The organism is Neobacillus sp. PVCKKU3 (assembly GCF_058323225.1).
In genome coordinates this window covers 37867-60605 of record NZ_JBLVQN010000018.1, presented here as the reverse complement: position 1 = coordinate 60605, position 22739 = coordinate 37867, and the positions used below count along the sequence as shown (strand labels likewise).

At 41.0% G+C, this 22739-nt stretch carries 21 protein-coding genes and 1 pseudogene; 7 read left to right on the top strand and 15 right to left on the bottom strand.

The window, feature by feature from the left end:
• Positions 1–40: 40 nt before the first annotated feature.
• From ACNQGS_RS13815 to ACNQGS_RS13795, 5 genes are all read right to left on the bottom strand, one after another.
• Entirely contained in the window at positions 41–1495 is a 1455-nt protein-coding gene (locus ACNQGS_RS13815) for a Na+/H+ antiporter NhaC family protein (protein WP_491487809.1), read from the bottom strand.
• A 58-nt stretch (positions 1496–1553) separates the two neighbouring features.
• The gene (locus ACNQGS_RS13810; protein ID WP_491487808.1) at positions 1554–2600 is read right to left on the bottom strand and encodes an aldo/keto reductase; all 1047 of its coding nucleotides are present in this window, start codon (positions 2598–2600) and stop codon (positions 1554–1556) included.
• A gap of 5 nt (positions 2601–2605) precedes the next feature.
• Entirely contained in the window at positions 2606–2944 is a 339-nt protein-coding gene (locus ACNQGS_RS13805) for a TIGR04076 family protein (RefSeq protein WP_491487807.1), read from the bottom strand.
• Positions 2945–3870: 926 nt separating this feature from the next.
• Positions 3871–4392, bottom strand: a complete 522-nt coding sequence (locus tag ACNQGS_RS13800; protein WP_491487862.1) for a cupin domain-containing protein — start codon at positions 4390–4392, stop codon at positions 3871–3873.
• Positions 4393–4509: 117 nt separating this feature from the next.
• Positions 4510–5913, bottom strand: a complete 1404-nt coding sequence (locus ACNQGS_RS13795) for an aminotransferase-like domain-containing protein (protein ID WP_491487806.1) — start codon at positions 5911–5913, stop codon at positions 4510–4512.
• Between the two features lie 114 nt (positions 5914–6027).
• Here ACNQGS_RS13795 and ACNQGS_RS13790 point away from each other — a divergent pair, with 114 nt between their 5' ends.
• Both ACNQGS_RS13790 and ACNQGS_RS13785 read left to right on the top strand, forming a co-directional pair.
• Complete coding sequence (locus tag ACNQGS_RS13790; RefSeq protein ID WP_491487805.1) at positions 6028–6747, top strand: AzlC family ABC transporter permease; 720 nt, start codon at positions 6028–6030, stop codon at positions 6745–6747.
• Entirely contained in the window at positions 6738–7064 is a 327-nt protein-coding gene (locus tag ACNQGS_RS13785) for an AzlD domain-containing protein (protein ID WP_491487804.1), read from the top strand. Before ACNQGS_RS13790 ends, ACNQGS_RS13785 begins: the two co-directional genes overlap by 10 nt.
• 202 nt (positions 7065–7266) lie before the next feature.
• Here ACNQGS_RS13785 and ACNQGS_RS13780 read toward each other — a convergent pair whose 3' ends face one another.
• Together ACNQGS_RS13780 and ACNQGS_RS13775 are read right to left on the bottom strand one after the other, a co-directional pair.
• Complete coding sequence (locus ACNQGS_RS13780) at positions 7267–7911, bottom strand: SdpI family protein (protein WP_491487803.1); 645 nt, start codon at positions 7909–7911, stop codon at positions 7267–7269.
• Positions 7898–8173, bottom strand: a complete 276-nt coding sequence (locus ACNQGS_RS13775) for an autorepressor SdpR family transcription factor (protein WP_213146116.1) — start codon at positions 8171–8173, stop codon at positions 7898–7900. Before ACNQGS_RS13775 ends, ACNQGS_RS13780 begins: the two co-directional genes overlap by 14 nt.
• 265 nt (positions 8174–8438) lie before the next feature.
• Between ACNQGS_RS13775 and ACNQGS_RS13770 the strand changes: the two genes are divergently transcribed.
• Positions 8439–9368: an ABC transporter ATP-binding protein gene (locus tag ACNQGS_RS13770; RefSeq protein ID WP_491487802.1), complete on the top strand. Its 930-nt coding sequence runs from the start codon at positions 8439–8441 to the stop codon at positions 9366–9368.
• A 1-nt stretch (position 9369) separates the two neighbouring features.
• Positions 9370–10491: an ABC transporter permease gene (locus ACNQGS_RS13765; protein WP_491487801.1), complete on the top strand. Its 1122-nt coding sequence runs from the start codon at positions 9370–9372 to the stop codon at positions 10489–10491.
• A 220-nt stretch (positions 10492–10711) separates the two neighbouring features.
• Here the strand turns inward: ACNQGS_RS13765 and ACNQGS_RS13760 are convergent, their stop codons facing one another.
• From ACNQGS_RS13760 to yycF, 3 genes and pseudogenes are all read right to left on the bottom strand, one after another.
• The gene (locus tag ACNQGS_RS13760) at positions 10712–11500 is read right to left on the bottom strand and encodes a nitroreductase family protein (RefSeq protein ID WP_491487800.1); all 789 of its coding nucleotides are present in this window, start codon (positions 11498–11500) and stop codon (positions 10712–10714) included.
• Between the two features lie 46 nt (positions 11501–11546).
• Complete coding sequence (locus ACNQGS_RS13755) at positions 11547–11780, bottom strand: hypothetical protein (RefSeq protein ID WP_491487799.1); 234 nt, start codon at positions 11778–11780, stop codon at positions 11547–11549.
• Positions 11781–11974: 194 nt separating this feature from the next.
• A pseudogene (gene yycF / locus ACNQGS_RS13750) lies at positions 11975–12684 on the bottom strand (response regulator YycF).
• Positions 12685–13265: 581 nt separating this feature from the next.
• Between yycF and ACNQGS_RS13745 the strand changes: the two are divergent.
• Together ACNQGS_RS13745 and ACNQGS_RS13740 are read left to right on the top strand one after the other, a co-directional pair.
• Positions 13266–14648 (top strand): M28 family peptidase, encoded by a 1383-nt coding sequence (locus tag ACNQGS_RS13745; RefSeq protein ID WP_491487798.1) that lies wholly within the window; start codon positions 13266–13268, stop codon positions 14646–14648.
• Positions 14649–14817: 169 nt separating this feature from the next.
• Positions 14818–16050: an NAD(P)/FAD-dependent oxidoreductase gene (locus tag ACNQGS_RS13740; protein WP_491487797.1), complete on the top strand. Its 1233-nt coding sequence runs from the start codon at positions 14818–14820 to the stop codon at positions 16048–16050.
• A 147-nt stretch (positions 16051–16197) separates the two neighbouring features.
• Here ACNQGS_RS13740 and ACNQGS_RS13735 read toward each other — a convergent pair whose 3' ends face one another.
• Positions 16198–16968, bottom strand: a complete 771-nt coding sequence (locus tag ACNQGS_RS13735) for a type VI secretion system tube protein Hcp (RefSeq protein ID WP_491487796.1) — start codon at positions 16966–16968, stop codon at positions 16198–16200.
• 330 nt (positions 16969–17298) lie between these two features.
• The gene (locus ACNQGS_RS13730) at positions 17299–18135 is read right to left on the bottom strand and encodes an aldo/keto reductase (RefSeq protein ID WP_491487795.1); all 837 of its coding nucleotides are present in this window, start codon (positions 18133–18135) and stop codon (positions 17299–17301) included.
• A gap of 198 nt (positions 18136–18333) precedes the next feature.
• Between ACNQGS_RS13730 and ACNQGS_RS13725 the strand changes: the two genes are divergently transcribed.
• Complete coding sequence (locus ACNQGS_RS13725; protein WP_491487794.1) at positions 18334–19338, top strand: DUF3231 family protein; 1005 nt, start codon at positions 18334–18336, stop codon at positions 19336–19338.
• A 132-nt stretch (positions 19339–19470) separates the two neighbouring features.
• On the opposite strand, the gene ACNQGS_RS13720 is transcribed toward ACNQGS_RS13725, so the two are convergent.
• From ACNQGS_RS13720 to ACNQGS_RS13710, 3 genes are read right to left on the bottom strand one after another with little or no spacing between them, the layout of a single operon-like run.
• A complete protein-coding gene (locus ACNQGS_RS13720) occupies positions 19471–20616 on the bottom strand; it encodes an ABC transporter permease (protein WP_491487793.1) in 1146 nt (381 codons plus the stop codon).
• A complete protein-coding gene (locus ACNQGS_RS13715; protein ID WP_491487792.1) occupies positions 20616–21728 on the bottom strand; it encodes an ABC transporter permease in 1113 nt (370 codons plus the stop codon). Before ACNQGS_RS13715 ends, ACNQGS_RS13720 begins: the two co-directional genes overlap by 1 nt.
• 12 nt (positions 21729–21740) lie before the next feature.
• Complete coding sequence (locus ACNQGS_RS13710) at positions 21741–22679, bottom strand: ABC transporter ATP-binding protein (protein ID WP_491487791.1); 939 nt, start codon at positions 22677–22679, stop codon at positions 21741–21743.
• Positions 22680–22739 lie beyond the last annotated feature (60 nt).

Sequence of the window (22739 nt, the reverse complement as noted above, 5' to 3'; positions counted from 1 at the left end):
TTCTATATTTTATGATAAAGAAAGGTGTGGAAGTCACCCTCTACATTGAAGCACTTTGGTTTGTATCTTCTTGAGAATTTCTAACCACTTTCCCACCAGGCCCCTCATATTCCCGGCCCCATCCCGTTAATACAGAGGACAGTAGAACCAAGAACAGGACCATGCAATAGATCATGCCACTGCTGACTTGTGTTAGTGATAACGGTGCAACAAAATCATACCCTTTTGAAAGCAACGCACCGATGAATACAAAAACACTTAAAAATGGTATGACTAGCACGATTGCATTGGCAAAACCATCCAGCAGGTAGGCACGACGGTATGGATGCAATCCAACGCGTTTGCCAATCTCATTCTGTACTTTTCCAAAAGTCGTCATCGATGCACTGGTGACACCGCCGAAGATCAAAGTTGTAAACGAAATACCTAACATCATGGCGATCTCAGCACCGCGAACCGTCTTGCCCATTTTGCTGGTAAGGATGCCGTTTGTTACTTTTTCAAGCACTCCCGCACCGTTGAGCACACCCATTATACCGTAGACAGAAATAACCAACGTGACGGTTGCCATCATGCTGCTGATGCCGCCCGTTAGGAATCCTTTTGGAGCACCATCCTTAACTGAGATCACATTATCGAAAGTTAAGAGATTAAATGCCAGACCTGTTATGGTCCCTAAAATGATACCGATCGTAATAGCTTTATAGATATTGCGGGTTTTGATTGCTACGATTAACATGACGACGACTGGAAGCAGCATGACCAGTGTGGTAGGATTCATGTTCTTCGCAAGAATTTCCGAAGCGCCCTCACCTACCGTGCCGCCGCCCCCGAAGATCCAGAACAGAAGAAAAGAGATAGACCCTGCGACCAAGGAATACTTCAGTCGGCTGGAAACACAGCCGCCCACATCAGCAAAACCTTCTTTTTTCGTGTATGCTTGCGTTCCTGCAGAGATGATGGTCGTATCTGATATTGGCGCTAAGTTATCACCAAAAATAGAAGCACTGACGATGGCACCCGCAAGAACAGCAGGATCACATCCCAACAATACTCCTGCCGGATAGAAAATTGGGAAGCAAGTAAACATGGTCCCAATCGATGACCCTGTAGCAGTAGAAATGACACAAACCGCTAAGAAGGTAAACGCAGTGAATAATCCCCCATCCACGCCCAGCAAGTCGGCAAGCCATACGAAACCTGATGAAATGTTCGTGCTTTTGATCAACTCCGAGAACATCCCAATGACGAACAGCAAAATGGCAATCGGAACGGCTTCCTTTACGCCGTCATATACCGAATCCCAGAAGCGATCGTAGTGACCCTTTTTTACAAAAAGGGCACCGACCATCAGTGCGACGAAAGCACCCATTGCGAGAGCATACATTTCAAACGCTTTAAAGACAATAAAATACAATACGCAGAAAAAAAGAAAGATCACAACTGGAATAAACGCTGTTCCCCAGCCACCCCTAAATTCAAGTCTCTGATTCATATCTAAACTCCCTCTCCTCTACTAAACTCTCTATTCTAGACTAAACGTACACTCTCACTTACTCTTCATTTAGATTCATCTTCATAATATTGCGATATTTTGAACCAACCGTACGCTCTAACTCAAAGGGTTCACCGTCTAAGATTGGATAGTGGTCTAAGAATTGTTTGATTTCTTCGATGTCGGAGTGATCGAGTTCAAAAGTAAATATTTGCGCATTTGACTCCACATGCCGGCTATTTCTAACGCCAATAATAGATGCCCCGACACCTTGCTGGCTTAATATATATTTTGTTGCAATCTGAGAAGCCTTGACAGAATACTTTTTGCCGATTCTTTGCAGCATTAACAATAGGTCTTGATAGTCATCCCAACCCAAGGTATCCTCAATCACCTGAAAATATTTAACATGTGAGCGAGTTTCAGGTTGAATCGATGGTTGGCCAATCCATTTTTCCGCTAGCAAACCTCCTGACAATGTACCGTAGCACAGCAGGGAAATTCCTTTGCTTTTACAATAATCGAGTAATTCCTTTTCTGGACGTCGATCAAAAACAGAGTATTGATTTTGACAGGACACAATCGGTATACCGGCATCAACGAGCTCGCTCAAATGCTTGGTATCAAAGTTGGTAACGGCGATATTGCGGATCTTTCCTTTTTCTTTAAGTTTTAACAAATCCCCCGCTGTCTCAATATAGCCAGGCACATCATAATCCCACCAATGAAACTGCACCAGATCCAAGACTTCCCGTTTTTGACGTTGGAGGCTTCTGTCGATTATTTTTTCTGTGTAGTTGTAATCAACCTCACTAAGCAAATTGATATCCGGTACATACTTGGTATGAATTTGGATATCATGCGGTGAAAGGGTGCTCCCAGCTTTTAGTTCCGTTAAAAATTCACCAAGGAATTCTTCCGTACCCGTATAGATATCTGCACAATCAAATGTCGTAAATCCTCTTTCAGCAAGCATATGGAAGGCCTTCATAGCATCTTGCATATCTAACTTTGTTTCTAAGCTATGGCCTTCAGATAGCTGCCAACAGCCGTTGATCACTCTGCTGATTTTATAATCTTTTGCTAATTCGAATCGTTCTGCCATTATGGTTACTCCCCTTTATGTATAGGTTCAATTGTGCATTCAGCATGACTAAATTCTTTCGTTCCGGTGCGGGTTATTCTAAATCTGGCACCGCAGTTTGGATCTGGACAGGCTATTAAACTATCAGACAGCATCCAGTCATTAGCGTGCAATGGCCGCTGCTTGGCCGGCAGTAATGGCAAAATAGCGCTTAAAGCGTACATGGAAAATGAATTCGTTTCCGGGAAGATCAGGTCTTCCCCAATCACTAAGAAATAGTCCCCTTCCTTATGCCTGCATACCATTGGTTGATCGGTAGCGACAACCTCAACTTTTAAGTTAAATAGCGTGAATTTATCATCCATGGCACCTGCTCCTTTCAACACTTTACAGCTGTTTATGTTTTTTTAAAATGGCTCCGTTATTGTTCATTGTTGATTTTCGGCAGGTGTACTCGCTTAATCGAAGGAATTCCGTTTATTTTGAAAATTTAGCAATTAGGAGCCGAAATAGGAGGAGATTTTCCGCTTAAATACCCTAAAAGGCCTTAAAATCATGGAAATGTATAGTTTAACAGGAAAAAATCCGCTTATTTATAGGGAAATATATATATTTCCTGATTTAGCAGGAATCTTTCCGCCTATTTTAGAATGCCATCCACCTTTAATAGTGCCAAAAAAATAAAAAAACACCTGTCCTCAAATAATAATTCAAGGACAAGTGTTATAACCTGCGGTACCACCTTGTTTGATATGTATCCTACATATCCGCTCTGTAGAGTGCTTCTCACACCCTTAGCCCTGTAACGCTGGCTCTCGCGTCTTAGCTACTAAAAAAAATCGTTCACTTCGCCCTCGGAGGCCCACTTGCTGTGACTGCATCTGTCCGGCTTACACCATCCCGGATTCGCTGAGAGACCGTTTAACAGTTTTACTCCCTCGTCTTAGGTTTATAGAAATGTTAGCATCATAGATTTCTATTGTCAATAATAGTTTTAATTTTTAGATAACTAAACCTATTTTCTTTGTTATACTCCACATTTAACGTAAATTCCTTGACCAAGGACAAACTGCTAAATAACATCAGAGAAAAAATAGAAACCAGCATAAACATCCCAGCAAGAAACATTTTCGTAAACATAAATTAAGAACCGTGATAGCCGCGCTCGATTATTGTCGAGAAGAAATCGATAACGGAAGGAAAGGGGTACGGGAAATAGGTAAGGCCTCCCCTTTTTACTCCTCTCCGAAGTAAAGCCCCCTCCCTTAAAGAGGCATTCATTAGATTTGTATTACTCCGCAGCTAAAGCCTGTGCTTTAGTTACATGAACTGTTCCTGCGGGGTGTTGTGGAGGAGCGTATATAGAATAAAGTTTTAAAGGGATATTACCTGTATTGGTTACATTATGCCAGGTGCCTGCAGGGATCATAATAGCAAAATCATCATAAACGTTTTGAACAAAGTCTAAACGCTCTCTTGTCTTGCCCATTTGCACAACCCCTTGACCTTGTTCAATCCGTAAGAATTGGTCAATGTGAGGATGAATTTCTAAACCAATGTCTTCACCAACATTGATATTCATCAGTGTTACTTGCAAATGTTTTCCTGTCCATAAAGCGGTACGATAGGTATTGTTCTGCCTCGCAGCCTCATTAATATTGACTACAAATGGTTTCCGCCCATAATCTTTTGCCTGGATTCTTGCATTGTCATACATATTCCAGTAATTAGGCTGTCTTGTATAATTATTATACATTTGGACGTTAGGTTGATATGGATTTGGATATGAATACATCCAAGGGGCATAGTACATCAAATTCAATCCCTTCATAGATTAATACAAATTATCGTATGCACTATTTTATGGGAATGTACTTAATGTAAGGGGCGAACTTTTCCGTTTAAAAGCTTCATTTAATACTTCAACGTTTTATTTGCGCAGTACCTCTTCCGACTCTAGCAAAAACCTTTTTAGGATTCGAAGCCCTTTCTCCAATTCATCCGAGTCCTTAGGAGAAGTAAGGGAAATACGAATAAATTGGGGAGATTCATCTTTCTTGACCAAGAAACGATGAGAATGATAAACATGGATCCCCTGGCTTAAAGCTATATGCTCAAACTGTTTTAGCTGCCATTCTTTATGCAGTGGTATCCAGCGAAAAAAACTAATCGGGTTTTCGTACTGATGATTGATTTGAAAATATTTCTGGTAAACCCGATTCCGTTCTTGTGAGATTTCCCGCTTCTTCTTAATGATTTGTTCAGCAGCCCCTGTATTAATTAATTCTGTAATAATTTCTGCATTTAAGGCAGATGTTTTTACGTTGAGATTGAAAATTCCATACGTGACTTTTTCAACAAACTGATCGGCATAAGCGATAAAGGCAACGCGAACACCAGAGCTAAGTGATTTAGCAACGCTCAGGATATAAACAAACCGTTCCGGCACAAAATAGGAAATCGGGTAATAGCCATCCGGTGCCAGGAACGAGTATACGTCATCCTCTATTAAAATAAGCCCGTGTTTATTGATGACCTCAGCTATATCCTTTCTGCGCTTCATACTCATAGTCACAGCAGTTGGATTGTTACAGGAGGGACTTAAATAGATTCCCTGCAATGGATTTGTTCGGCAGACGGCCTCTAATTTCTCCGGCTTCATGCCTTGCTCATCGCCCTCAATAGGGATTAATTGGATATTCATTGTTTTGGCCAGTTCAATAAAATTAGGATACGTGTATATATCCACAGCAATTTTATCTCCCGGATGAAACAAGGACATCAGAATCAGGGAAAATGAATTTTGCCCGCCTGAAGTGATCGCAATATTTTCAATGGGGGCATCCATGTTAAAACGCTGCATCCACTTTTTAGCTGCCATTCGATGATAAGGCATTCCCAACGGGTGCCTGTAATCTAGTAAATTTTCCAGATAATCTTTAGCGGCGATGCTTTTAATCGCTTGTGCGACGAAAGAGTTTGTGTGGTCAAGGGGCTTGATGATCCCCATCTCTATGTAATTCTTATGCTCATCACTATCTGCCATGAAAATAGCATTTTTTACATTGGGCGTCACAAAGGTTCCCCTTCCGGTAACGGCATAGATTAACCCTTTCACTTCGCAGATTTTGAATGCCCTTGTGACAGTGCTGAGGTTAATATCAAGATAATCTGCTAATTCCCTCTGCGGAGGAAGCTTCGTATTGGGTGCGAGAAAACCATTAATAATATCATATTCAAGCAAACTAGCAACCGATCGATACAATGGAGGGACAAGCTGTTTTTTATCCGGCTTCCACGACATCGGATAATTTTCAAATGAATTAACCGGCATACCACACCTTCTCCTTGAATAATTGTATTGCATACAATTATATCATTGAACCCATACAATGATGATGATAAAGTAATTTTTATACAAATAATTTATATCAGGGGGTGAAGGATGATGAACATTAGTGAAAACACGTATCTGCGGGAAGAAAGCAGCTTCCTTGCTGGTGTACGGGATTGTCTGCCCACTGTACTTGGTTACTTAAGCATTGGATTTGCAGCCGGTGTGGTGGAAAAAACCGCAGGACTTTCGATTGTTGAAATTGGACTGATTTCCTTGCTTTTATACGCAGGTTCTGGTCAATTTATTGCTGCCGCGATGATTGGGGCTAATAGTCCTGCGCTAGCGATTATCTTTACTATTTTCTTTATTAATTTGCGCCATCTTTTGATGAGTGCGGCTATATCGCCTTATTTCCGTCATCTTACACCCTTCAAGAATGTATTGATTGGTTCTTTACTTACAGATGAAACATTTGGTGTAGCCATGAATGAAGCAGCAAGGAAGAAATGGCTTAGCGAAAAATGGATGTATGGTCTCAATATAACGGCTTATTTAAATTGGTTCCTTGCTAATATTGCAGGGGCATTTTTCGGAGAATGGATTTCCGATCCGGAAAAATTCGGCCTCGATTTTGCTTTGCCTGGAATGTTTATCGGCCTTCTTGTCCTGCAAATGGTCAGCCGGGGAAAATTAAGGAAAGATATTCTTGTTGCCCTAAGTGCTGTTGCCATTGTTGTAGGGGTAAGTTTAGTGGCATCCGGAAGCGTAGGGGTTATTGTCGCGACCGTCATTGCCTCGACGATTGGAATGGCGGTGGAAAAATGGAAGTAAGATGGTCGATCTTTTTAATTATTTTAGGCTCAGCCCTTGTCACTTTCATTCCAAGAGTACTTCCCATTGCGATCCTAAGTCGAGTTGAACTGCCAGAATGGGCGATGCGCTGGTTGAGCTACGTTCCCATTGCCGTTATGGCAGCCTTAGTCGGGCAAGAGTTGCTCATGCCAAACGGAAAATTGGCACCTTTGACAGATAACCTTGAACTAATCGCTGCACTGCCAGCTTTTATCATTGCCATTGTGACTCGCAGCTTATTAGGAACTGTTGTAGCTGGAATCATCTCTATCATGGTATTACGGTTTGTGTTTTAAAGTGGAACAACGTAATTGGCAAACATGCAGGATCAATCTTCTAACCTATCAATAAATATTTTTGTTAAAAACTCTTCAATAACTTTTTTGGGGAGTTTTTTAATATTAGAGTGCCTGCCACCACCCAAGTAATGCTGATGAAAATCAACTAATTTCCGATAGTGACCGGCACTTGCTTTACTCCTCTTATATGTCCGGCGAATTACTCATTACCTTTTTCCCTTTTAAAAACCGAATAGGAATAAATCATGATCAGGGCAATTCCAACCACTAATGCCGCCAGGAAAAAGTACATTCCCATGGAACCTATGAAGGTTGTGATTAATGGTACAAGGCCAATAACGACAAAAACATATCCTCCAAATCGGTGCGTTTTTTTCCAGACATATTCTGATGCCAGCGTCCAAGGGGTCCGAATGCCAAAGAAATAGTTATGCCGAATTTGCGTCAAGAAATTTCCAAGAACGATAAACAAAATACCTAGTAGTACCGGTACAACTTTTTGAAAAGGTATATCGTATCCCAGTCCACTGAACAGCCCCAATAAATTCGTGATAACAAGAAATAAGATAATGACAGAGTTGATGATAGAAAATGCGCCGCTATGCTTTTTATAAGCTTCTCTCTTCGGATCAATGGACGGCAAAAAATTTAAAAACAGAAACAGAACAAGTGGTAAGACACTCATGGTGAGCTGTTCGATTCTTGACCCATACCGATCTGGTTCGCCGCTAGGTCCCCAGTGAACCGGAAACTTATTAGGCATATGTGGAAAGGCAATAAGATTTACAATCAGTGGAATGATGGAAATGATTAGCGTAATATAAAAAAGTTTATTTTTTTTCATGAAGCCCATCCCCCTTTTTGTCTAATAACCATTTGATTACATCCTGCAAAACGGTTGAGTTTAAGGAGTAAATAATAAACTGCCCTTTTTTCTCATCCATCACCAATCCTGCAGATTTCAAGATCTTTAAATGATTGCTGATCGATGGCTTGCTCATTTCAAATTGCTCAGCTATGTCCCCTGCCGTTAAATCCTGATCCTTTAACAAATCCAGTATCTTTCTTCGAGTTGGGTCTGCCAAAGCCTTAAAAACCTCATTCATGATATTCCCTTCTTTGTTATTTAGTTAATTATCTAAATATATAATAACATATTTTTCTATTTTTAAAAGGAGTTATATACACCATTTTGATTCTTAAAATTGTAGGCTTTCGTACACAGGGAAAATAAACAGCTATATTAAAAATTGAGGCACGAGAACCGTCCCCATGCCTCATTTAAATTTTATGAATCCTTTCCTATTTCACGACATAGGTATAAGGTGGTATGCAACTTTTGGCTGGTTTCTAAGGAAAGGTGATGTGGTGTTGAATATTTTAGAGGTCCAGAATTTAAAGAAGTCGTTCGGTTCCATTCAAGCCGTAAAAGATATTAGCTTTTCTGTAAAAGCGGGAGAGATTTTTACCATCATTGGACCAAACGGGGCAGGAAAAACGACCACACTAGAGATGATAGAAGGCTTGGTTACACCGGACCATGGCGAAATACAGTTTGGCGAATTGAACTGGAACAAACATGCAGTAACGATTAAAAAGAAAATTGGCGTACAGCCGCAATCTAGTGCCATGTTTGATTTATTGACGCCTGAAGAAAATTTGAATCTATTTGCTACATTTTACGATAAGGCACGGTCAACCGAAGAAATACTCAAATTGGTCAATCTGACCGAGCATCGAAAGAATCAAGTCAAGAAATTATCTGGCGGTCAGCGGCAGCGGCTAGCGATCGGGCTTGCCATGATTAGTGACCCTGACATCGTATTTCTGGATGAACCAACAACCGGACTCGATCCTCAGGCACGACGCAATGTTTGGGAGATTATTCTTGAGCTTAAAAAATTAGGAAAAACCACTATTCTCACCACTCATTATATGGAAGAAGCCGAAAAACTAAGCGATCGGGTGTGCATTGTGGACCAGGGCTTGGTTGTAACCTTGGATTCACCCTCCGCATTAATAGAAAAATTAACAAATGAAAGAGAGGTTCGACTATCCTTTCTTGATGGAGAGAGCGCTGCCCATGATGCGGAGCTTTTTGCCAAAGCGCTTGATTCCGTGACCCGGACAGAACGGGATGGTACCGCACTTAAGCTATGGACCATTAAACCCGAGGATTTACTATTTGATCTTTTTAAATTCACAAAAGACAAGGAATATCAAGTCGAGCAGGTTTCGATTCGTGAAATGAGTCTTGAAGATGTCTTCATCGCTTATACCGGCAAAGAGTGGAGGGATTAAGGTGAGTAACCTCAAGCAATTCAAGCAAATGTTCCTTGCTCAATTAAAATTAACGCTCCGCGAAAAACAAGCGTGGTTTTGGGGGATTTTTTTTCCGGTAATCTTAATGGTCATCTTTATGACGATATTTGGCGGCGGTTCAAATGATGATTTTAGCACGAAAGTTGCCATTGTTAACGAATCTCCAAATGAAACGTCTACTATGATGGCTAAGCAATTGCAGCAAATTCCGATTATTGAAGTTAGTAAAAATGAACCTGCTAGTGAAAAAAAAGCAAAAACGTTGGTAAAAGAGAAGAAAGTCGATGCTGCCATCATTTTGCCAGAATCAGCACAAGCGACCTCGATTAAACTGATTGTCAACAAAGAAAATGAAAAAAGTGTCTCAACCCAAGTCGTTTCGGGTGTCCTGGATCAACTCATTCAGCAGGCAAACTTGCAAGCAGTAGGTGCAACTCCAACCTTCAAGCAGCAATTTGAAACCATTTCTTCAGGCAGTGCGGAATTAAAATATACTGATTTTCTCTTGACTGGGATGATTGCCTTATCGATTGCCCAAGGCGGCTTATTCGGCATGGTTGACTTAGTGGATATGCGCAGAAAAGGGTTAATCAAAAGGCTCCGGATGACCCCGGCTAAAATGGGGATCTTTGGGCTTAGCGATATGGTGATGCGCCTGTTATTCAGCACCATTCAAATCATCCTCTTATCTTTAATTGGCGTTTTCGTATTCGGTGCTAATCTATTTATTAATTTTCCTAGTTTACTCATGGTCTTCTTAATGGGAGCCCTCTCCTTCAACGGAATTGGCTATTTGATTTCTTCTTTTAGTAATACGAATGAGGCCTATATGGGTGTAGCAAACATTGTCAGCTTCCTGATGATGTTTGTCAGCGGCATTTTCTTTCCGGTAGAAACCATGCCTGAATGGCTGCAGCCTGTATCAAATATTCTCCCGCTCACCTATTTTGCAGACGGTCTAAGAGACAGTATGGTCTATCATACTTCTATTCTTTCATCTCCACTCTGGTATGGATTTGGGATCATGCTCCTTTGGGGCGGCATTGCCTTTATCATTGGTTCCTTGTTGTATAAACGGAAATCAATTGTGTCGGTTAGGTAATACGATGAAACAAGGGAGAGCGCCAGTCACCACCCGTATATTGGTTAGAAGATATCGGCAATATACGGGCAGTGACTGGCACTTTTTTCATGGAAAAATAACATGTCCGGTCGCATATAGACTTTCTATGAACCCCAATACTTAAAAAAATCAGCGGTTCGGTCGCATAGGAGCTAAAACAACAATGTTTTCGAAAACATCATAAATAAAACCCTACTCCCTACTCATTTTCCATAAAATTCTGCCTTTCCAAGTATTTCAACACTGTTTGCGAGAACTCGAGGTGAGATTCCTTTGTATACTTGGCAATGGTGTAAATTTGGGCGAGGTTTTTCAATCCTAATCGTTCGGTCATTTCCTTAAGCCTCGGATTGTCCATGTACCGGTTCCAGCCCTTTTCATTTCTATCTTTGTAGATTTCGAGAATGTCTTCATCTGAATAATCGTTATACTGTTCGTAGTGAACAAGTCCATGCCTAGGCAATCGATCGCGCGGGGCAGGGTTTTCTGCGGGATATCCTAATGAATAACCCACTATTGGTACGACATTTGGCGGCAGGTTGAGCAGCTCGCCAATTTGGTCGCAATTTGCCAGCGTTGAGCCCATATAGCAAATGCCCAGCCCGGCATTCTCTGCTGCTAACGCACAGTTTTGTGCAGCCAACGTGGCATCTATGGCGCCAATCATAAAGCTCATAAAGTTATCGAAATGCACAGGTGCATCATTGAGGGCAAGCCCTTTTCGCATTCTATTAAAATCGGCACAAAATGTTAATAGAATAGGTGCATCTACTACCATCGATTGCTCCATATGGGCAGAGTATAATTTTCCCCTAAGCTCTTTGTCTTTGGTAACGATAATTGAATACGTTTGCATATTTCCGCTAGAAGAGGCCCGAATCCCCGCATCTAGGATTTGATCCAACAGTTCTTGACTGACTTCCCTATCTTCATATTCTCGTATCGATCTGTGCCCGAAGATAACATCGTTTAGTTCCAATGCAATCACTCCCTACAAATAGAGTATAGCATGGGCAGAGAGATGAGAACGGTATCTATGATATCATTACAATACTTTTTTTAGAGACCCTCCCAAATGCCTTGAGGAGATTATGTAAACATTGAATTCGTAGTATTTCTTCAAACAAAAAAGTATTTAAGATTTCCTTTTCCAGCAAGGCAAAAACTCTTTTGGCAGCATCTTCATGATTATAGCTGTATATATTAGATAGATAATTAACTATTTCTCCCTCATAATATTCGATTGTGCCAAATAAAACAGTTGCCACGAACCTCACCTCCCAGTTAACCCTTCGTTGTCTTTTGATCATATAACTGTAATATCTAAGCATCAACTAACTTCGGCATTTTTTAACAGAAGTGTTAGGATTGTTTAATATAATACGAGAATTTAATACTAATGAAACACAGTCAACATTAAATGGGCATTTTTAAGAGATTTCATTAGAAGATTGATAGGTCATCAGACATTACTCTGTTCAGGATTCCGCAAATAATATCCAACTCCGCGACGTGTAGCAATCAAAGCTGGATGGCTCGGTGTATCCTCAATTTTTTCTCTTAATCTTCGGACCGTTACATCCACAGTCCTAACATCCCCGTAATAATCGTACCCCCATACGGTTCGCAGCAGATGTCCCCTTGTCATGACTGACCGATATGCTGCGCCAAATAGTAAAGCAATTCAAACTCACGGTACGTCAATTCAATCGTATTTCCGCGCTTTGAAACAACATATGCATCTGGATGAATAACAAGGGAGCCAATCACAATATCATTTGAATCATTTTCAAATACCGTTTGGGCAATACTTGTATTACGACGGTGCAGTTTCGCTTTGACACGGGCGATTAATTCCCGTGTACTAAATGGTTTTGTTACATAGTCGTCAGCCCCCAGTTCAAGCCCCAGCACTTTATCAATTTCAGAGTCTTTTGCGGTCAGCATAATGATTGGCATTTCATATTTTTTTCTGACCTCCTGGCAAACTTCCATTCCATCCCGGAGCGGCAGCATAATATCGAGAAGGATTAAATCCGGCTGAATCTCGTTCACCAATTGAAGGGCTTCATTTCCATCATAGGCGGAATAGACATTGTAGCCTTCTTTTTTTAAATTAAACTGCAAAATATCCGCAATTGGCTTTTCATCATCAACGACAAGTATATTCATTTAAATATTAATACTCCTTTCATGAAATTAATTTATTAATATTTAGGATACAAATAGAGCCAGCACCTTAATAAAAGGAAGCCGGCTCTTTTGTCTGCATGGAGGGTACGTGGTGTAGAAACTACTTTATCATAGTTGTTTTACATTTCAGTTAAAGAAATAGAACAATTTGGTAAAAGTTGATTAAAAGTTTAAACCTTCGAAAAAATCCTATAAAATCCAGAAATTAATTGTAATATTTTCAGGGAAATTTTTTGTCTTTTTTTCGAGAAAAATGAAATTTTATAGCGATTTCGCAAGGAATGTCCTTTTTACTCGAATGCATAGTCGGTGTGGAAAATTAATTTAGCAATTTAGCTTTTTTATATGAAAATATTTGTGTTTTAAAAAATCAAATACTATTAATTATCATACTAATATAAATAAATATGGTTGTGCTAGCAGAATAATCAATAGATTTGGTGTATAGCCATTAGCGGATTTTATGAGAATTTCTAGTATTTTGTAAAACGATTCTTGTTTACTATATTTTCCAAGTTAGGAATAATGAAAGGGTATCACTTTTTCAAAGGGGGAGTTTCATGTTTCGTCGTAAATCCATGATCACAGTTCTTGCAACAGGCATGCTTTTATCATCAGGGGTTGTCTATGCTCAAACTAATAGTGCACCAAATGCACAATCCGCCACAGCATTTGACAACAATGTTATTAAAAAAATCAGCGCGGATAATATGTATAACACCATTAAGTATCTGTCAGCCGTGCCTAGGGAAGCTGGCACAGAAGGCGAAGTTCGTGGAGTCGAGTACATAGAAAGCCAGTTTAAGAGCTTAGGTCTTGAGACTAGAAGAATACCGTTTCCTATTTATGATTATAAGACAAACCGTCAATCTGCTGTAGTTGACGGGGTAGATTTAAACGGTCGAGCTTTTAGCGGCAGTGCAAGCGGAAAGGTGAGAGAAGAACTCGTTTATGTCGGAAAAGCAACAACCGGGGAAGTTACGGACGCAGTAAAAGGGAAAATTGCCCTGATTGAGCGTGGAGATATCACGTTCGTTGAAAAAGTGAAGAATGTAGTTGCTAAAGGAGCAGTTGGGGTGCTCATGTATAACAGCAGCAGTGCTACTGGTAATAACTTTGGCCAAGCCAATGGGGAAGTTCCCGCTGTAGCAATCACTAATGCACAGGGGCTAAAATTGGTCGAAAAATTAAAGAACGGCCCTGTTACAGCCACCTTAGACGTCGATATCGAAAAAATTGAGAAAACCTCCTATGTGGTTGAGGCTAAATTAAAGCCAAACAAGAACAAGGACACAGGCCAGATTGTCACAATTGGAGCACACCATGACTCGGTTCCTAATGGACCGGGAGCAAATGACGATGCTTCTGGTGTATCAGCCGTACTCGAGCTAGCAAGAATTCTTGTCAAGACTCCAATTGATACCGAAGTCCGCTTCCTTACCTTCGGCTCTGAGGAAAGAGGAATGGTGGGCTCATCCTTCTACGTATCGCAGCTTCCACAAAGTGATATAGACCGTATGGTTGCCCACTTCCAAATGGATATGATTGGCGGAGCTGAAGCTGGAGAAGATCACCCTCTAGGTGGATTAATCATGTATACCATTGACGGTCAGAAGAATCTTGTGACGGACTTAGGAGCGTCAGCCGGATCTAGAATGTACGATGTGGCGCTGCCGTACGGGCAGTTAGGAAGAAGTGACCATCAGCCATTCCATGACGTGGGCATCCCTTCCGCTCTATTTATTCATTCACCTGTTGAGCCTCAGTATCACAAGCCAACAGATACGATTGAACATATCAGCAAGGAAAAGCTCCAACAAGCTGCATCAATCGTTGGAGCAGCAGCCTATCAAATCGTTCGCCCGGATACGCCGGCTCTCGAGCGGGCACGTGTCGCCCCAACAACAGTGGACTACAATTTCGAAAACCGCCCAGTAGATTAATAGAATATGTGTTGCACGGTAAAACGCCTGAATCAAATAAAGATTCAGGCGTTTTTGCTATTAAAATGAGGCACAAGAACCGTCCCCATGCCTCACCCATGCTTCACGTATGTATAATATGAGGCTGGTTATATTAACATTATATATTTTTAATAACTGGGGGATATATATGAATTTACAAACTGGAACTTATTATTGGCCCACTACTTTTCCTGATGCTCCCTCGTACCCGGCGTTGGAAGAATACCTATCTTGTGATGTATTAATCATTGGGGGCGGAAGCTCGGGGGCACAGTGTGCCTATTATCTTGCTGATGCAAATGCAAATTTAGAGGTGGCTGTCATTGAAAAGTCAACCATCGGCAGCGGCAGTACTAGTTCGAATACCGCCCTCCTTCAATACTCCGGCGAAAAAATGTTTACAAATCTGATCAACACCTTTGGCGCAGATTACATAAGAAGGCATTTACAATTACTAAAGGAAGCTATTAATGAAATTGAAGCAGCCTCAAAGAAAGTCACAATTGATTGTGAATTCAACAGAAGAGATACCCTATACTCTGCTAGCTGTCCAGAGGACGTTGAAAAACTAAGAAAGGAATACGAATATTTAAAGCAGCATAACTGTGACCTTACTTTTTTAACAAAGGAAGAGATTGAAGCAAACTATCCATTTAGCAGGGATGCAGCTATTTACTCATACAATGATGCAGAAATCAATCCTTTCCGATTCACCCATGCACTACTGGAGTACGCCGCAAGAAAAGGGATCCGTATATATGAAAATACAGAAATGAACGGTCACCATTATGATAAAGAACGTGGAAAGATGATTGTTTCGACAAAGAATGGGCGTTCAATCCAAGCACGCTATATTATTTTTGCAGCGGGTTATGAAGGATTGGAAATCAAAAAAGAGAAAAAAGCCTCCTTTGTCAGTACATATACGGTCACAACCAATCCAGTCGACAATCTCTCCGAATGGTATAACAGGACACTCATTTGGGAAACTGCTCGTCCCTATTTATACATGCGGACAACTAGAGATAACCGGATTATTATCGGAGGACTTGATGATAATACTCCATACCCTGAAGACCGCGATAGTAAACTGATTCATAAAAAGAATAAACTGATTGAAGAGTTTAATAACATGTTTCCCACCATTAAGGTCCAGCCAGAATTTTATTTAACTGCATTTTATGGAGGCATATCGGATGGCATTCCGATCATTGGCCAATATGAAGAATATCCTAATAGTTATTTTCTATTTGCCTTTGGTGATAATGGGACGGTCTACAGCCAATTGCTGTCGAAGATTATTGTTAAGGAGATTGTTGAAGGAAACTGTCCTGATTTGACTCTTTACTTGCAGGACCGCCCTTTGCTAAACAAGGGATGAAAAATGGGGATGATTTTCCCCATTTTTCTTGTTTTTTACGATTCTCCACTCCTCAAGAGCAGCGCCTCTCACTCCCCGAATAGCATCGTAGAATTCAGCAAAATTTGGGAGATAACAAGCACTTATACTAAGTGAATTCTTTTAATACTATTTATTTGTCTTGAAATCAAAGTCACCGGTAATCGGAGGATTTACACCGGAGTATGTCGACTTAATCCTAGCAAAATTCAACCCAATCGTTTCAAACAAATTGTCAAAGTTATAATCTGATATCAGGACATCGAGTAACTCAATTGTGAGAATAGGTGTTGGGGATTCACCGCGTGATACGAACACAATCTTGCAATCAGCGCTGTGTCTTCCTGTAAGCAAATCCTGAAATATTGGAATAGAAGAAGAATCGTAGCTTTTCTTGACAACGAACTCATTAAGCGAGGGTTTCCCTGTACTCCCTCCCCCGCCTCCTCCTGTACCTAACACTTGAGAAGCATCAAATTCGACTCCAGTTAGTACGATCCAATCTTTATATTGTTCAGCTGCCGACTCCCCTTTGATATTACCCAATTTCATATAAACGTCATAATTAAGAACAGGACTTCCGTCACCAGCAGGCAATGAAACTCCTGGCGGTCCCTGTGGCCCTACAGCACCGTCTTTACCGTCAACCCCGTCTTTTCCTGGGGGTCCTTGTGCCCCCTGTTCTCCCTGCGGACCCTTTACGTTCCAGGAAATCATTTTTTCATTTGGACCACATGATGTACCATTGTCAACCAAACGGATTTGTCCATTGTCTTTCGTGCAAGCATAAAGAGTTTTGTTGTCTTCATCCTGCTGCGCAGCCGCATAAACGCCAAAGCCTGAGAAAATGACCACGATTACACTTATCAAAATGGTAATGGTCTTTTTACTAAGATACAATAAGTCTCCCTCCCCTTCTGAATATTACAAATGACTCACTCCCTACTAACTATATTTCGTTAAGAGGGTAGATATGTACGGTTCATGAGCCCTTTGACTATTATGGAAAAGTTTTTATTGCTTAGCTGATTTCCCTTCCATGCATTCCTATTCTCATCGTCTGGGTGCATTTCAACCGATGTGGTGGAAGCGCAAAAAAACTCCCTCAACTCTTAGTCTGAGGAAGCATACCATGTACTTCTATATTAGAATTTTCTTGCAGACATTATGCCATTCTTAGTCATTTCCTACCAAATCGAATCCAGAATAAACTGCTGGCGACATCCTCAATTAGAATCCTACTCTCATGGTATCTGGATCCGACCCAGAGCGGCTGTTTTGGTTGAGTCCATCAATTTTTTCCATGTCTTCTGCAGTCAGTTCAAAGTCAAATACGTCAGCGTTTTCAATGATGCGATGCTCTTTGATAGATTTTGGAATTGTTACGACGCCATGTTGCAGATCCCAGCGCAGGATTACTTGTGCAACGGATTTATTATATTTAGCTGCAATATCTTCGAGAACTGGTTCATTTAACAGTTCGCCTTTCTTTAATGGCGACCATGCTTCTAGTTGAATTCCTTCTTTTTTACAATAAGCGAGAAGCTCTTTTTGAGTTAAATGGGGATGGAATTCAACCTGGTTGACCATTGGTTTCACTTCAGCATCTCGAATCAAATCTTCTAAATGATGAACATGGAAGTTACTGACGCCAATGGCACGGACACGACCGTCTTTGTAAAGCTTTTCGAAGGCCTTCCACGTTTCTTTATATTTATCAACACCCGGCCAGTGAATTAAATAAAGATCCAAATAGTCGAGTCCAAGCTTGTTAAGACTTGTTTCAAACGCTTCTAATGTGGATTCATATCCCTGCTCGGTGTTCCAAAGCTTTGTTGTAATAAACAAATCCTCACGGGGAACGCCTGATTCACGAATCGCCTGCCCCACCCCTTCTTCATTTAAATAGATTGCAGCGGTGTCGATGCTGATGTATCCGTTCCGAATAGCCGCCTTTACAGACTGAATAACCTCGTCCCCTTCACTTACTTTAAAAACTCCTAAGCCTAACCACGGCATTTCCACGCCATTAGATAAAGGAACCGTATCTTTTAAACTTGTTGGCATTATGAATCCTCCTATCAAAAAAGATTTCACTAAGAATTTTCCTCTCCATAAAAAGAAAATACCATAGTCCTAATGACTATGGTAGCCCACCATTTTTATACTTTCAATAGATGTATTGGGGAAGTTATCAATTTATGTTTTCCGCTTTTTAGGAAATATTATTCATAATATATGAATGTAAAATAGGAGGTTGTCCTAATGGATGATAAAACAAATATTCCTTTAACCGCCGCGGAAATGTCTGGTTTATGGACTCAATACATGGGTGATACAATCGTTGTTTGTATGAACAGCTATTTCTTAGAAAAAGTAGAAGATGAAGAAATACGTCCTATTATTGAATGGACACTTGATACAGCAAAAGGGAATGTTTCCATCATGCAGGAACTGTTTCAAAAGGAGAATTTTCCGATACCCATTGGATTTACAGAAAAAGATGTCAATACCAAAGCTCCAAGACTTTTTGCAGATACTTTTTTCTTAAAGCATTTAAGTCAACTGGCGGTATTTGCCATGACAGCCAGCTCTGCAGCACTAACAGTTGCGACACGTCCAGATGTTATTGCTTTTCATAAGCGTATATTAAATAAAGGGGTTGAATTGCAGGATCGAACACGTGATTTAATGCTAAAACAAGGGATTTATATAAAACCTCCTTCTATACCTATTCCTAAAAGGATCGATTTTATAGAAAAACAACATTATTTAACTGGTTTTTTTGGGAAAAAGAGATCGATTAATTCACAAGAAATCACACACTTATACTTAAACACTCTAATCAATGTGATCGGTAAAGATTTAGTAACGGGCTTTGCCCAGACCGCTCAAAACGAAGAGGTAAAACAGTATTTCTTAAGAGGAAAAGAGCTTGCCCAGAAATATATAGATACATTTAGCAATTTTTTAACCAAGGAGGATTTACCAGCCCCTATAAGTTCAGGTTCGGCTGTTTTAAATACAACCGCAAGTATTTTTTCAGATAAACTAATGATGTTTCATGTTACAGCCATGGTTGCAGCAGGAATCGGCTATTACGGAACTGCATTGGCAGCAAGTCCAAGGAGAGATTTAGGTCTTAAATATTTATCAGTGATCCCAGAAGTCGCACTGTATGTGGAAGATGGAGCCAATATTATGATTAAACAAGGCTGGATGGAGGAACCTCCACAAGCAGTCGACCGTGATAAATTAATACAAAGTTAACATTCTACACCACAATTTTAACCGGAAAACGTAGTCAGGGTCAGTCCTATGAACTGACCCTGATTATTAATAAGGCTATAATCATTTATTTCATTATTTTTTTATACTGTTGTTCCGTTTTATAACTAAAACCTATACAAAGTTCTCTGTTGACTTATTGCGGCTGAATTTATAGACCGCAATTAAGAAAAACGCCGCCGCAAAGGCAAAGAGAATCAGCAGGTTCAAGGATAACTCACTGAACGCATGCCCTTCCTGCAGCTTCGTTAACGTATCAAGCGTCCAGCGCTGCGGCAGGAAGTTCGCTATTTTCTGCAAGGTGGTTGGCATGACTTCCACAGGCCAGAAGCACCCGGAAAGCATCACGGTTGGAGTGATAATTAAATTCTGCAGGGCATTTGCTGCACTGCGGCTTTTTGAAAAGGAAATCAACACAAGCGATAACCCAACTGCAATCAGTGAAAACAGCAGCATAACGACCGCCGCTTCCCAATAAGACATGTTCAGGCCAATATGAAAGACACTTTTCATGATGGTTAGCGTTACGGCAACCTGAATCGTCATCACTATCATGTTGACCAACACATTCGCCAATAAATATTTTCTTGCGTTAATCGGAGTCGATAACAGTCGAAAATAGGTGCGTTTTTCTTTTTCCAGCAGAATGATCTCGGACAGATTACTTGCAGAAATCAGCATGATCATAATCAGGAAACCAATTGTTTGGGTCGTCATATTTTTATTCCTCGATGTATCCGCTAAAGAATGAGTTGAGAGTTGAAAGGACGATTGCTGGTAATCCTGGTACATCTGCTGAAAAGTCTGTTGATTTCCATCAGCTGCTCGGCTGATCGTCGAGATATTATCGATATATTGATATAAATAGGACTTCACGAAGCCTGTCACTTGTGCGCCTTTGATGGAAGTGAGCTGAATATGGTCAGGCCGCCCCGTCAATACACTGTCTGAATACCCCTTTTCAAAGGTAATCACACTGTCGAACTTACCGGAAACTATTTCTTCTTGGACCTGCCCTGCTTCCAGTTCGGTAATCTTCACATTCTCTAATCCTGCTAAAAACTGAATCGTATCCGCAGTAATCTCAGCATTGTCCTGATTGACTACGCCGACATGCAGGATCATTTTTTGATCACCGCCATAGGCCATCAGGGCAATAAAAATTCCTATTAACGGCATACACAGATACAGCAAGATGTTTTTCTTTTTTCGAAATGTCACACGTAACGTGTTTTGCACGATCCAGAGGATATCCCTCATTACAGCCCCTCCCTTCTTTGCAGTGAGATAATTGCCACTAGTAACAATAAAAACGAGCCGATCAGATTGATGCTGACCGCCGGAATGACGGCAGAAAAATCATTTGCATAGATGATTTTCGTTATCGCTGCATTCATCCAGGTGAGCGGTGATAGCTCCGTTATCAGTTTAAAGATTCCTTCAGGATTCTCAATTTTAAAATAGGCCCCGCCAAAAAAGGACGATAGCTGCACCACGATCATAATGATGACTTGAGGAGCAGCACTAGTTTTCGTCAGGAAGCTGACGCCAATTCCCAAACTAATTGCAAACACCACTTCTGTCAGCAGCACGAGAAATACCAGCCCCGGATGGTCACCCCAGTTTGCCTTGAATAATAGTTTGCTAAACAGGATGACGAGGATGACACACAAGCCGTTGCTAACGAGACTTCCCAACACTTTTCCGATAAAAATTTCACTCTTCCTTACCGGTGCAGCGATCAGGCGATCTGCCGTCCTTCTCACGCGTTCACTGACAATGAGCGAGCTGGCCGGCAGCGCCCCGTACAGCACTATCATCGTCGTAATCACAATCGCATAATAATCCATCGATCCCGGCTGCTTATTCGGATTTAGCGAGGTTTCTTTAATAAAATCTCTCTGCTCCCCCGCTGTAAACGCTGCTTCCAGCTTTTCAGGTGCTGTCTTCATGATTTCAGAAGCAATATTATACTTGTCGACATAGCCGGAGACCATGCCTTGCAGGATACTGCCTTTAATACTATTATCATCATTGACATACAGCTGGACGCCATTTTGAGTCACTTCTACATACCCATCATAGGTACTTTGCTTCACTGCTTTTTTTCCATCTACTTGATTGGTGACTTTCTTAAAATGCATCCCCGACTTTTCCGCCGCTGTGATAAATTGCTGAAAGCTTCCGTCTTGTGTTGTATCTTTATATAAAACATGGAGATCATCCACAGGAAGACTGGTCGTAAACGTGTTCGACAGGGCTGTTCCAAGGACGAGCATTAAAAGAATCGGGAAAGCTAACAAGAAAATCAAGGTTTTGATGTCCCTGAACTCTGTTTTAATGCCTTTCCAGGCAATATTGAGTATGTTCAATGTGAATCCCCCCTATTGGTCCCTTAGGTTTCTTCCGGTTAAGGTTAAAAACACAGTCTCTAAATTTGGGGCCTTTTCTTGGAGGCCACGGATTTCAATCCCATTGTTGATCAAGTGCTCAATGATTTTGTTTAAATTATTAACGCCCGTATCCGAGTTGATTTTAATAAAATATTCCTCTATTGAAACAGCTTCGACGCCATGAATTTCTTTGATAGCCTGGATGTTCAAGTTTTCTGAGGATTTAACCTCAATCCATAAATCCTTCGTATTGGTAATGAGTGATTTCAGCTGTTCCTTCGTTCCCTCGGCAATGATTTTTCCGTGATCAATGATGGCAATCCGCGAACAAATCTCCTCGACTTCCTCCATATAGTGACTTGTGTAAATGATGGTGCAGCCCATTTTGTTTAGCTTCTTAACCGAGTTCAGAATATAGTTGCGGGACTGCGGATCGATGCCCACTGTCGGTTCATCCATAATGATCAGCTTCGGCCGGTGGGCAATGGCACAGGCGATGTTTAAGCGCCGCTTCATCCCCCCTGAAAAACTATTGGGATAGCTCTTGTGCTTATCTTGTAGTCCGACAAATTCCAGAGCTTCCACAACAAGGTCATGCAGTTCGGCGCCGCGCAGACCGTATAGGCCAGCAAAGAATTTCACGTTTTCATAGGCCGTCATGTCCTCATAGATGGCCAAATCCTGGGGGACCATGCCAAGGTTCATTTTTGCAAAACGGCTGTGTTTGGCTGAATTTTTTCCAAGAATACTAATGATGCCGTCATTACAGCGCAGCAGCCCGGCAATCATATTAATCGTGGTGCTTTTCCCCGCACCATTGGCCCCGAGAAAGCCAAAGATTTCTCCCTCGGCAACAGCTAGACTCATATTATCAACCGCAATGAAATCTGCGAATTTCTTCGTTACATTCTTTATCTCCAACACGTTCATCTCTTCACCCCTAGATCGTTTCTATAGTTCAAGTATAAAAAAAAGAATGAACCTGCATAA